General features: G+C 43.3%; 7 protein-coding genes. All 7 read left to right on the top strand.

Annotation, left to right across the window (positions count from 1 at the left end):
* The first annotated feature begins 24 nt into the window (after positions 1–24).
* The 7 genes from ACFFGT_RS28785 (at position 25) to fucP (ending at position 13,726) form a co-directional block, all read left to right on the top strand.
* On the top strand, positions 25–3,117 hold the full coding sequence (locus ACFFGT_RS28785; protein ID WP_377025973.1) for a SusC/RagA family TonB-linked outer membrane protein: 3,093 nt from the start codon (positions 25–27) through the stop codon (positions 3,115–3,117).
* Between the two features lie 81 nt (positions 3,118–3,198).
* Entirely contained in the window at positions 3,199–4,374 is a 1,176-nt protein-coding gene (locus ACFFGT_RS28780; protein WP_377025972.1) for a prolipoprotein diacylglyceryl transferase, read from the top strand.
* Positions 4,375–4,385: 11 nt separating this feature from the next.
* The gene (locus ACFFGT_RS28775) at positions 4,386–5,576 is read left to right on the top strand and encodes a DUF5005 domain-containing protein (RefSeq protein WP_377025971.1); all 1,191 of its coding nucleotides are present in this window, start codon (positions 4,386–4,388) and stop codon (positions 5,574–5,576) included.
* A 140-nt stretch (positions 5,577–5,716) separates the two neighbouring features.
* Positions 5,717–7,993, top strand: a complete 2,277-nt coding sequence (locus ACFFGT_RS28770) for a GH92 family glycosyl hydrolase (RefSeq protein WP_377025970.1) — start codon at positions 5,717–5,719, stop codon at positions 7,991–7,993.
* A 167-nt stretch (positions 7,994–8,160) separates the two neighbouring features.
* The gene (locus tag ACFFGT_RS28765; protein ID WP_377025969.1) at positions 8,161–11,124 is read left to right on the top strand and encodes a discoidin domain-containing protein; all 2,964 of its coding nucleotides are present in this window, start codon (positions 8,161–8,163) and stop codon (positions 11,122–11,124) included.
* A gap of 68 nt (positions 11,125–11,192) precedes the next feature.
* Entirely contained in the window at positions 11,193–12,371 is a 1,179-nt protein-coding gene (locus tag ACFFGT_RS28760; RefSeq protein ID WP_377025968.1) for an acyltransferase family protein, read from the top strand.
* A gap of 113 nt (positions 12,372–12,484) precedes the next feature.
* Positions 12,485–13,726 (top strand): L-fucose:H+ symporter permease, encoded by a 1,242-nt coding sequence (gene fucP / locus ACFFGT_RS28755; protein WP_377025967.1) that lies wholly within the window; start codon positions 12,485–12,487, stop codon positions 13,724–13,726.
* Positions 13,727–13,728: the final 2 nt, after the last annotated feature.

Below are 13,728 nucleotides of genomic sequence, written 5' to 3'. Positions count from 1 at the left end.
GTTAAACCAAAAAAATTAAGCTTTATGAGAAAAATACTACTTTTCTTCCAGATATTAACGATCCTGCTCCCGGCAGTATCATTTGCGCAAAGCAGGACCGTAACCGGTACCGTGCGCGATATTACCGGGGTATTGCCGGGTGTATCGGTTATAGAGAAAGGCATGCCTAACAATGGTGCAGTGACCGATGCAAGCGGTAAGTTTACCCTAAATCTGAGGGGGCAGTCGAACACTGTTGTAATACGTTTTATAGGTTACATCCCACGCGAATTGCGGGTGCCCGAATCACGTAAAATGGATGTGATACTGCAAACCAATACCAATGGTTTGGATGAAGTAGCTGTCGTTGCGTATGGAACAAGAAAACGTATCACCAATACCGGTGCGGTAAGCTCCATATCAGCAAGTGAGATCCGTACCGTACCAACCGCCAACGTACAAAATGCTTTGACCGGTAAACTGCCGGGTTTCTTTTCGCAGCAGTCTTCGGGGCAGCCGGGTAAGGATGCATCCGATTTTTATATCCGTGGTGTAAGCTCATTGAACCCATCAGGGAACCAGCCGCTTATTATTGTGGATGATATTGAGTACAGCTATGACCAGTTACAGCAAATCAATGTAAATGAGATAGAAAGCATTTCCATACTGAAGGACGCTTCAACCACGGCTATTTATGGTATAAAAGGAGCTAACGGTGTATTGGTGGTAACCACCCGCCGCGGTAAGGCCGGTACACCTAAAGTAAACCTGCGTGTTGAAAGCGGCATCCAGCAGCCAACCAAAACTCCGCAATTTTTAGATTCATATAATACTGCAGTGCTTATCAACGAGGCTCAGCGTAACGATGGCATTCCGCAGAGTTTTACCCAGCAGGATTTGGATTTGTTTAAAAACGGATCCGACCCATATGGTCACCCCAATGTGGATTGGTACAATAAAATTTTTAAGAAATACACTTATCAAACCAATGCCAACCTTGATATTTCCGGAGGTACAACCGGGGTGAAATATTTCATCTCAGGCGGTGCGCTGAACCAGAATGGTTTGGTGCGGGACTTTGCCGATCCGCAAAGTTTGGTGAATACCAATTATTACTTTAAGCGCTATAACTTTCGCTCAAACCTCGATCTGAAAGCCAATAAAACGCTCGACCTAAGATTGGATATTACCACCCGCTTTTCCGACCTAAATCAGCCCTACAACGAGAACGCTGTAAGCGAAGTGTATAACTTTACCAAGGAAACGCCTTTTACTGCGCCATATCTTAACCCTAATGGAAGTTATTCATATGCTTACTCATCATTTAACCCCGACCACCTGCCAACTCTTAATGCCAGGCTGGCTACAGGCGGTTATCAGCACTCGCGCCGTACAGATTTTAACGTACTTTTTGGCGCAACCCAACGGCTGGATGATTTAACCAATGGCCTTTCGGTAACCGGTCGTGTTGCTTATTCAAGCATCGAGCAGTTCACCAAGCAGATCTTTAATGGCGGCATCCCGGCATATCATTACGACCCAACAACCAATCAATATGCTTTAAGGCCGGGTGCTACCTATGTGTATCAAACTTATGCGTTAACTGGAAGCACCGATATTAGTACCAACAACTACAACGTGCAGCTTTATGCTAATTACGACAGAACGTTCCGTGGTTCGCATCATTTTTCGGGCCTGCTGTTGTTTAATCAAACATCGCAAACCTATTTCACCTATCCGCTGCTTGATGGGGCGCAGGTTGGTGTACCACAAAAATTCCGCGGTGTATCAGGCAAGGTTGGTTATGATTTTAAACAAAAATTCCTGTTTGATTTTAACGTAGCCTATAACGGTACCGACCGTTTTGCAGCCAATCACCGCTTTGGTATTTTTCCGGCAGTGAGTTTTGGGTATAACATAGCTAAAGAATCGTTTTTTGAAAAAGCTTTACCGGTTTTCAGTCTCTTAAAAATAAGAGGCAGTTACGGTTTGGTTGGTTCGGATGCAGCACCCGGTAACCGTTACGTATACAACCAGGTTTATAACCAGGGCGGCGGCTACAATTTTGGTGAAACTGCACAGGGCTATAATAGCATATACGAAGGTTCGTTAGGTAACCCGACTGTAGTTTGGGAACGCGCTAAAAAGATAGACATTGGTTTGGATGCCAACTTATTTAATGATAAAATATCCATCACAGCCGATTATTTTCATGATATCCGCTACAACCAACTGATCACCCCGGGTAGTGTACCCGAAATATTGGGCGTTGGCTTACCTGCAGTAAATATCGGTAAAACCCGCAACCAGGGCCTCGACGGGCAGATCAGCTATCACAGCACCATTGGTAAAGTGCAGTATAACGTTGGTTTTGTATTTTCATATGCCAAAAACAAGATCCTGTATGAAGATGAAGCTACTCCGGCTTACCCATGGCTGGCCCAAACCGGTCATTCAATCGGGCAGCAATATGGTTATCACTTTTTGGGATACTACACTGCTGCTGATATTGCCGCCATTAATTCGGGTAGCAAATCGGTTCCGATACCTGATAACGGCATCCCGCTGCAGCCCGGTGATCTGAAATACCAGGACCTGAACGGTGATGGTGTTATTAATGTGTTCGACAAAAGACCAATCGGAAACCCTAACCTGCCAAATACCATCCTTGGCTTATCACTGCAGGCTGTTTACAAAGGCTTTAGCGTAAGTGTACTTTTGCAGGGATCATTCAACTACAGTTTCGCAGTTATAGGCACAGGTATCGAACCGTTCCAAAGCCAATTTCAGCCTATACACCAGGAACGCTGGACGCCCGAAAATTCGGTTAATGCCGCATTCCCAAGGTTAGGTACCAATCCAACTTCAGTAAATAGCCCTACGGCTTATTTTTCAGATTACTGGTTAGTAAACGCGCATTACGTTCGTTTAAAAACGGTTGATATCGGTTATCAATTACCAACTAAACTATTGCCGTTCAAGATCAATAATGCCCGTATTTATATGAGCGCTTATAACTTGTTAACTTTTGATAACTATAAAAAGTATCAGCAGGATCCCGAAATTGCTACCAATACTGCGGGAGATGCGTACATTAACCAGCGGGTGATTAACCTGGGGGTTCAGGCAGGTTTTTAATAACCAATAATTAAACCATAAGAGAGCTGGTGTCGTGGTGCCGGCTTCCTTTGTTTTGGCAGATAAACTTTAAATTAGAATATGTTTCCAACCATTGGCGATCTGATATTTTATCTCTTCCATATCCGGATTGGGTTTCCTATCCAAACGCTTGGTTTCTTCATGGCCATGGCTTTTTTATTGTCTTATATGGTTTTTACTTCAGAATTTAAACGATATGAAGCCCTTGGAAAGATCAGCTCATTTAAACGAAAAGTGGTAATTGGAAAGCCCGCCTCATCTGCTGAAATGATCATTAATTTTTTGCCCGGCTTTTTATTCGGCTTTAAACTTTTCGGGGCTGTTTTTAATTACCAGGTTTTTGCTGCAAATCCGCGGGCGTATATCATTTCATTACAGGGAAACTTAACAGCCGGCGTACTTATCGGTGGAGCATTTGTCTTTTGGATTTATAGCGACAGGAAGAAATTTGCATTGCCCAAACCGGAAACAACCGAGTATACTGTACACCCTTACCAATTAATGGGCCTGATTGTTTTCAGTGTAGCTTTTTTCGGTTTCATTGGTGCTAAACTGTTTGATGTTGTTGAGCATTTCGGCAGGCTGATGTATGATCCTTTAGGTACATTGTTTTCGGCCAACGGTTTTGCTTACTATGGCGGCCTCATCTTTGGTGCGCTAACCTATCTGTATATTGGGCATAGGCATAAGATGAAGCTGATACATCTTGCCGATATTGGTTCGCCTGGTATGATGCTGGCTTATGGCATTGGTCGTATTGGTTGCCAGCTGGCAGGTGACGGCGATTGGGGTAAGGTTAATGTGCATCTAAAACCCGGCTTTTTAAGCTGGCTGCCCGATTGGATGTGGGCATTCAATTATCCGCATAACGCTATAAATTCGGGTACGTTCATACCCGGTTGTTTGGGTAATTACTGCAACCAGCTGGCTAATTCTGTTTATCCCACACCTTTTTATGAGGTTGTATTGTGTATTGGCATGTTCCTGCTGATGTGGGTTTTTCGTAAACGGATAGTTACGCCCGGTTGTATGTTTTTCCTGTATCTTGTACTCAATGGCGCCGAACGTTTTTTGATAGAGCAGATCCGCATAAACCCGGTTTATCATGTTTTAGGTTTGCCATTTACCCAGGCCGGTTTCATTGGTTTTTTAATGCTGATGGGGGGATTAACCGGTTTCGCAACAGTGCTTATTAAGCATAAAAGTCATCATCATAAACATTTACCTGTATTATAATAACATCATTAATGAAAAGAATTACCCTTGTTTATTTAGCCTGTTTAAGTCTGGTCTCTGCAAATAAAGCCTTTGCCCAAAAAGCCGATACCGTTAACCTTACTGATATTAAATTTAAGGTTGAAGCTGCGCCGGAATGGTCGGCTTTATTGAAGCGAGATTCGGGCTGGTTTGGTGGCGACGGTATTTATACCATCCCTTTAAATGGCAAGGAAATCGGCCAGGCGAAAGCCAAAGATAAGGTGCTTTTCATTTTTAGCGATAGCATGATAGGTGCTGTGCGCGATAATACCATGGCCCCTGGCGCGGTCATGATCCATAATGCTGTAGCTGTACTTAATGGTAATGAACCCTTAAATAAACAGATTAAATTTTACTGGGATAAAAATGTTAAAGGAAATGCTGAACCGATTTTCGTTCCGCATACACCAAAAACAGAGGCTAAAGATTATTACTGGCTGGGTGACGGCTTTGTAAATCAGGCCTTGAATAACGATATCTACATTTTTGGATATAGAGTACATAACGTAAGCAATGAAGCATTTGGCTTTAGGGAAGTTGGCAATACACTGATAAAAATCCCGGCTAAAAGTAAGCCCCCCTATAAGGATCTGAAGCAAATGGATACGCCGTTTTACCTGATGGATCAGAAAGGCGAAAGCGGTTCGTTTGGCGCAGGGATCTATGTAAATACCAAAGAGGCCGGCGCACCAAAGCCCGATGGTTACATTTACGTTTATGGCGTACGTGGTATGGCCAAACATTTGATGGTAGCCCGAGTACTGCCAAAAGATTTTGAAAATTACATCAAATGGACTTTTTACAATGGTACAACCTGGGTTAGCGATATGGAGCAGGTTGCCAATGTAACTAACAACGTATCAAATGAGTTAAGTTTTAGTCCGCTGCCTGATGGTCGCTATGCTTTGATATTCCAGGTAGGGGGGATGACTACATCAGTGGGGATGAGGATAGGTGCAAGCCCGGTTGGTCCTTTTGGTCCCATCATTAAACTTTGGGATTGCAAGCCCGATCTTACCGCCAAAACATTTGTGGTGTATAACGCCAAGGCTCATCCAAGCTTATCAAAACCCGGCGAATTGCTGATCAGCTATAACATTAATTCTGTTGATTTTTTAAACGATCTGAAGAAGTATCCCAATTTGTACAGACCAAGGTTTATCAGGGTGAAGTTTGAATAAGAGCACTTGAATTAAAGCGAATTACGCCAAGTGCCTGCAATAATATTACTATAATGTTTAATTTGCTAAATCGATTTATTTTTTATTTTTGTTTATGATTGATTCGATCTTATTCGTCAGTCCATACCTCATTATAAACCATGAAAATACGCTCGCTTGTTTGCGCCGCAGCGCTTATTTATACCGGAAATCTGTTTGCCCAGGAAAGCAATCTTGTTAAATACGTGAACACCCGGCAGGGCACCAATACCAAATATGAGTTTTCGTACGGGAATACCTATCCGGCTACTTCGCTGCCTTTTGGTATGAACACCTGGACTCCGCAAACCGGCAAAAACGGCGATGGATGGAAATATCAGTATTTTGAGCATACCATTCGTGGTTTTCAGCAGTCGCACCAATGCAGTTCATGGGTAAATGATTATGCGGTGTTTTCACTGATGCCGGTTACGGGTAAACTGGTTGTAAAGGAGGATGAGCGGGCGGCAACATTCAGCCATGATAATGAAATAGCCCAACCCAGCTATTACAAAGTAAAGTTTGATAATAATATCACTACCGAAATTTCACCGACCGAACGGGGCGCACACTTGCGGTTTTCATTCCCGAAAGGTCAAGCCTCATATCTTGTTTTAGATGGTTATACCAAAATGAGTGGTGTAAAGATCATCCCGGCCGAGCGGAAGATAACGGGTTATGTGAATAACTGTCGCTGGGCGCCTAAAGATTTCAGGAATTACTTTGTTATTGTTTTTGATAAGCCTTTTACTGATTACGGCACCTGGGAAAATAAAAAGAATGCGCTTAACGCAAAAAATGAAGCCGCGGAGGGTGAAGGGATTGGAGCATACATCAAATTTAAGGATGGTGAAACGGTACAGGCCAAAGTAGCCTCGTCATACATTAGCCCGGAGCAAGCCCAGCTCACTTTGACAACCGAACTGGGTAATTATAAATCATTTGATGATACCCACAAAGCAGCCGATAAAGTGTGGAACCAATTGCTTGGCCGCATGGCCATTGAAGGCGCTACGGAAGATCAGAAAGCTACTTTTTACTCCTGTATCTATCATGCAAACTTATTTTCGCACCAGTTTTTTGAGTACGGAAAAGACGGCAAGCCTTACTATTACAGTCCCTACGATGGTAAGGTGCATGATGGTTATATGTATACCGATAATGGTTTCTGGGATACCTTCCGTGCGCAATTTCCGTTGAATACGGTATTGCACCCCAAAATGGAAGGCCAATTGGTGCAGGCCCTGCTTGATGCACAACAGCAATGTGGCTGGTTGCCGGCCTGGTCGTTCCCGGCCGAAACAGGGGGGATGCTGGGCAACCATTCCATATCATTGCTAACAGATGCCTGGGTAAAGGGCATCCGCACTTTCGATCCCAAAAAGGCACTGGAAGCTTATTACCATGAGGCCACCAATAAAGGCCCATGGGGAAGTGCTAACGGTCGACCAGGTTGGAAGGAGTATTATGCCAACGGCTATGTACCCTTTACGCCCCAAACCCTTGGTTCAACCGCCTGGACGCTGGAGTTTGCTTATGATGATTTTTGTGGTTATCAGTTGGCAAAGCTCACCGGTAATAAATTTTATGAAGATGTTTTTGCACGGCAGATGTACAATTATAAAAACCTGTTTGATCCCAAAACGCGTTTCATGCGCTCCAAAGATGCGCAGGGCAACTGGATAGAGCCTTTTGATCCGATGGATTGGGGCGGGCCCTACACCGAGGGCAATGCCTGGCACTGGACCTGGTCTGTTTTTCAGGACACACAGGGTTTGATAAACCTTATGGGAGGAGAGAAAAATTTTACTGCCAAAATTGATTCGGTATTTACCGAGCCGGGCACCATCAAGGTAGGAGGGTACGGGCAGGTGATCCATGAAATGACAGAAATGGCCGCCTTTAAAATGGGGCAGTATGCGCAGGGCAATGAACCTATTCACCACTTGCTTTACATGTACAACTATGCAGGCCAGCCCTGGAAAGCACAGCAGCATTTGCGCGATGTAATGGACAAAATGTACAATGCCGGCGAAAACGGCTATCCCGGCGATGAGGATGAAGGCCAGATGTCGTCATGGTTTGTGTTGAGTGCGGCAGGATTTTACAGCGTTTGCCCCGGTACTGATCAATATGTGATTGGCAGTCCGTTGTTTAAAAAAATGACCATATCGCTGGAGAATGGTAAAAAGTTCGTGATTGAAGCTAATAATAACAGCCAGCAAAATGTATACATCCAGTCGGCAACGCTTAATGGCAAGCCTTATACGCACAACTGGATCACTCAGGCTGATATTATGAACGGGGGCATCCTCCATTTTGAAATGGGTGATAAGCCAGCCCTGAACCGTGGCCTTGCAGCAGAAGACCGGCCGTTTTCACTCTCAAAACTGCAATGAAAAATTAAAAAGCTGTTTAGAAGTGAATATGAAAACCGTCATTGCGAGGTACGAAGCAATCGCGAACTGCACAGAGCGGCTCTGTAAATCGGGGATTGCTTCGTACCTCGCAATGACGGTTTTTTTTAAGTTGTAGGAATTATTTGTATATCCACTAAAACGATTTTATGTTCGAAATTTATAAATTAAAAAAGTTATCATTTCTAATTGTGCCAATGCTGTCGATGTTTAGCATGACATCGGCACAGGAAATCTTTTATCTCAACAACACCAACAAACAAGTAACCTGGAAAGTGAAAGCCCAGGCCGATCTGGGTGCCGATAGCCTTGACATTTACAAAAATGGTTACGCTGCTGCCGATTGGGTAAAGGCCATTGTTCCGGGAACTGTATTTTCATCATACGTGGCTGCCGGTTTGGAAAAAGATCCCAACTTTGGCGATAATATTTACAAGGTTGATAAAAAGAAATACGACCGGAATTTCTGGTATCGTACGGAGTTTAACATACCTGCAGGTTTTAACAAACAAAAGATCTGGCTTAATTTCAAGGGCATTAACCGCAAGGCAGAGATTTACCTGAACGGGAAAAAGATCGGCGCTTTGGATGGTTTTATGCAACGCGGCATTTATGATGTAACCAGATCGGTTAATAAAGCAGGGGCAAATACGTTAGCTGTGTTGGTTTATTGTCCGCTAAATCCGCTGGTAAATTATGCCAGCCCAACCTATATTCCCAGCGCCAGCTGGGATTGGATGCCTTATGTGCCGGGCCTTAACAGTGGTATTACCGATGATGTTTATCTTACTAACACTGGCAGTCTTACTATTAATGATCCCTGGATCCGCACCGAGGTACCTACCACGGCCCGCGCTGAGGTTTCGGTTTCGCTGGGGGTGAAGAATAGTACGGATGTTTTTCAAACAGGTACTTTAACCGGCGTTATTAATCCCGGAAACATTCAGTTTACCCAAAAAGTATTTGTCGGAGCCAATAGCAATGCAGAGATAAAAATCGATCCAAAACATTTTTCGCAGTTGGTGATCAACAGCCCAAAGCTTTGGTGGCCTAATGGTTACGGTGAAGCTAACCTATACACCTGTAAACTAAGCCTTAAATTAGGCGACGAGGTGTCTGATAGTAAACAAATCAAATTCGGCGTAAAAAAATACAGCTATGATACCGTTGGGCATGTATTGCATGTGTATGTGAACGGCACCAAAGTGTTTTTAAAAGGCGGTAACTGGGGCATGGCCGAGTACATGCTGCGCTGCCGCGGAGATGAATATGATACCAAAGTGCGCCTGCATAAGGAAATGAACTTTAACATTATCCGCAACTGGATAGGCTCGACCACGGACGAGGAATTTTATGACGCCTGTGATAAGTATGGCATCATGATCTGGGACGATTTCTGGCTTAACTCTATCCCAAACCTGCCTAATGATGTAAATACCTTTAACGCCAATGCCATCGAAAAAATAAAACGGTTCAGGAACCATCCTTCAATTGCCATATGGTGTGGTGATAATGAAGGTGAGCCTTTACCGCCGCTCAATAACTGGCTCCGCGAAGATATCAGCGCTTATGATGGTAACGACAGATATTATCAGCCCAATTCGCATGCCGGCAACTTGACAGGTAGCGGGCCATGGACAAATTTTGACCCGCGCTGGTATTTCAGTCGTTTTCCTAATGGCTTTGGCGGCAACCAGGGCTGGGGACTACGCAGCGAGATAGGTACAGCCGTATTCACCAATTTCGACAGCTTTAAAAAATTTATACCGAAGGATAAATGGTGGCCGCGCAATGAAATGTGGAACCTGCACTTTTTTGGCCCCTCTGCCGGTAATGCCGGGCCCGACAGGTATGATGATGGCATTAAAAACCGCTATGGTGCAGCTTCGGGTATTGAGGACTATTGCCGTAAAGCGCAGTTGTTAAATATAGAAACCAATAAGGCAATGTACGAGGGCTGGGAAGATAACATCTGGGAAGATGCATCGGGTATCATGACCTGGATGAGCCAGTCGGCCTATCCATCACTGGTATGGCAAACTTATGATTATTATTATGACCTCACGGGTGCTTACTGGGGCGCAAAAAAAGCTTGCGAGCCGCTTCACATTCAATGGAACCCGGTAAATAATACCATTAAAGTGATCAATACCACCCGTACGGACGAAAATGACCTTGCCGCTTATGCCGATGTTTATAACAGCGACGGGCAAATGGTGAAACAATACAGCCTGTCAAAAACCATTGATGCGCCATCAAATACAGCATTAAACTGTTTCACCATGGCGTTTGCCGATAACCGTGAAAACCTCGCTTTAAATAAACCTGCTTTTGCTTCATCAACCACCTTGGGCGAGGCCGCTTCTGTAACCGATGGCAATCCGGGAAGTCGTTGGGCCAGTAACTCCAGCGATGCCGAATGGATTTATATTGACCTGGGTAAGGAGCAGGAGGTTAACGGTGTAAAACTAAACTGGGAGGAAGCCTACGGTAAAGCTTTCAGGATCCAGGTATCTGACGATGCTAAAAACTGGAAGGATGTTTATGAAAGCGGCGACGGCCATGCAGGTATACAGCAAATCACTTTTGATGAGGTTAAAGGTCGCTGCGTGCGTATGTACGGGCAGCAGCGAGGTTCGGGCTGGGGCTATTCGCTTTGGGATTTTGAAGTGTACGGCGGTGCGCCAAAAAGCAACGGACTTACCGACGTTCATTTTATCAAATTAAAACTGGTGGATAAAACCGGAAAGCTGGTATCAGATAATTTTTACTGGAGAGGTAATAAACGCACAGATTTTACAGCGCTTAACCAACTGCCAAAGGTTAACCTGAAAGTATCATCGGCTATAAAACAAATTGACGGCCGGTATTATGTAGATGCTAAGATCACCAATCCGGCATCATCAAACACAGCTGCTTTTGCCATTCGTGTTCAAGCCACAAAAGCCAGCACGGGTGAGCAGATTTTACCGGCTATAATGAATGATAACTATTTTTCGCTGATGAAAGGCGAATCAAAAGATATCAGGATTGAATTTAATGCAGCATTGCTGGGTAAGGATCAGATCAGGCTATTGGTTGAGCCATATAATAACCCTGTAAAAACGGAGTAAGCGTTATTGGGCTGGACTGTTAACTATTTTGAGTTTGACTTTTATGGTAACATTATTTAATTATCTTTATGGCCTACCTATATTTTATGCCATTAGATATTGATTATCAAATAATTGATAAACCCGGGATTGGTTCGCAGCAAATAGTTATTGATGTTAATCATTCAAAGAAACCACCAGGAAAAGCTTTTCATTATATTCCGGCTTTAGACAATATAAGGGGACTTGCTGTACTGTTTGTTTTACTAACCCACATGACCTATGGCGTTATTAAAGGCGGATTGGTAGGTGTTGAGCTTTTTTTTGTATTAAGCGGCTTTATAATAACTTCGTTGTTGCAAGCCGAGTCAGCCGCCTATGGTAAAATATCAATCTGGCGTTTTTATCTTCGCCGGGCTTTGAGGCTTTTTCCTCCTTTACTGATTTGTATCATATTAGCTAATGTTTTTTGGTCGTATAATGAAGTTAGTAATTCAGGATCTAATCAATCATTTGCTACAATAGCAGCTTTATTTTATTTTATTAATCTGCTTCCTGAAAAAGTTTCAGGGCATTTAGTACATCTCTGGTCTTTATCTGTTGAAGAGCATTTTTACCTTTTCTGGCCGTTAATTACCTCCTTCTTTTTATTCAAATTTTCGCGACGAAATCAGATAAAGGTTCTTTTAACATTGATTTTGATTGTATCTGTATACCGGTTTTGGCAGGGCCATTTTGAAACTTCATTTTATGGCGGCTTGCTGATTATTGACCCTCTGCGTTTTACCCTTTGCAGTGTTGATAGCATTTTAACAGGGGCACTTTTGGCGGTCGCGATGTCAACAACAGCTTTTAAAAACTTTTCGCTGAACAATAAACTCCGTAACTGGCTGATTGCCGGATGCGTTGTTGTTTTTAGCTGTTTTCTTGTATTGTTGACCGGTGGTTTTATTTTTCGTAACGGCGGCTTTTTATTGTTAGATGTTTTTTGTGCGGGAGCAATATTTATAGCCATAAAAAGCCCGGGGCATTTTTTGTTCTCTAACAAGGTCCTTAAATGGCTGGGAACAAGATCATACGGAATCTATGTTTACCACTATGTTATTTTTGCAGTATTTGAACATTTCAGGGTACACAACAGCGGTGGTAATTTTATCATTATATCGCTGCTCCGTATTGTGGTTTCTTTACTGTTTGCTGAATTATCTTTCAGGTTAGTTGAAATGCCTTTGCTGAAATTCAAAAAGAAGTGGGACCTGCAAAGGTGATTGAATCTTGTTGGACGATTATAAATAACCTGTGTAAAAAATAAATAATAAGCCTTTGGTACATTGAAGTTTTAAACTAATTTACTCGTCCAATTAACACACAGACCTGCACAATGGATACCAAACCTAAATTTACCGAACGCAAGTTTCTTGTAGTTCTCATTTTTGTAACCTCGTTATTTATGCTCTGGGGTATAGCCATGACCCTTGGCGATACGCTGAACAAGCATTTTCAAAATGTTTTGCATGTTTCAAAATCGCGTTCGGCTTATGTACAGTTATCATTATTTGGCGCTTATGCAGTAATGGGCATTCCAGCGGGTATGTTCATGAAAAAGTTCGGTTATAAAAACGGCGTGCTCTTAGGGCTTGGGCTTTATGCTGCAGGGGCATTCCTTTTTGTTCCGGCTGCTGATGCTAAATCGTTTGACTTCTTCAGGATAGCACTTTTTATCCTGGCTTGCGGTTTAGCTACCCTTGAAACCGTTGCCCATCCCTTTGTTGCATCACTTGGTGATCAGCGTACCAGCGATCAGCGCATTAACTTTTCGCAGGCCTTTAATGGTGTGGGAGGTGTTATCGGTCCGCTGTTGGGGGGCTATTTTGTTTTAAAAGGAGGGCAGGAGCATTCCAATGACCTGATCTCGGTAAAGCACCTGTATATAGTAATAGGAGTGGTGATCGCATTAGTAGGTGTAGCATTTTCATTTTTAAAAGTACCTTCATTGCAGGATCCGCACGTTGTGGCTACTGATTCATATGCAGTTGCATCAGAGGGAAAAGTAAGCATCCAGGAAAGCCTGTTCAGTAAAAAACATTTTGTTTTTGCTGCCGTAGCTCAGCTATTTAACGTGGCAGCACAAGGCGGCACCTGGGCCTTTTTCATTAACTATGGGCACGAGATCATGCATTTAACCGATGAACATGCAGGCTACTATTTTTCGCTAAGTATGGTAATGATGATGGCCGGACGCTTTATCGGCACTTTCCTGATGCGTTACATTGCCCCCAATAAATTGCTGGCGATATTTGCCTTAGGCAATATCCTGATGTGTATTATCGTGGCGCAGGGCTTTGGGGTAGTATCATTTGTGGCATTGCTGTTCATTAACTTCTTCTTCAGTATTATGTTCCCGACCATATTTAGCTTGGGCCTGAAAAATTTAGGCTCGCAAACACAAAATGCGTCATCATTTATTGTAATGGGCGTTGTTGGCGGTGGATTGTTTCCGCCAATTATGGGCCTGATCGCTAATCATAACGTTGCCACAGCTTATTACCTGCCTATCATTTGTTATGCGGTGATATTTTTATTCGGCATCAGTTATCCAAAGCTTAATAAACAAGTGGTTTGATC

Origin of the sequence: Mucilaginibacter angelicae (assembly GCF_042434235.1) — a bacterium.
Lineage (GTDB): Bacteria > Bacteroidota > Bacteroidia > Sphingobacteriales > Sphingobacteriaceae > Mucilaginibacter > Mucilaginibacter angelicae.
This window is presented reverse-complemented; position numbering and strand designations above follow the sequence as displayed.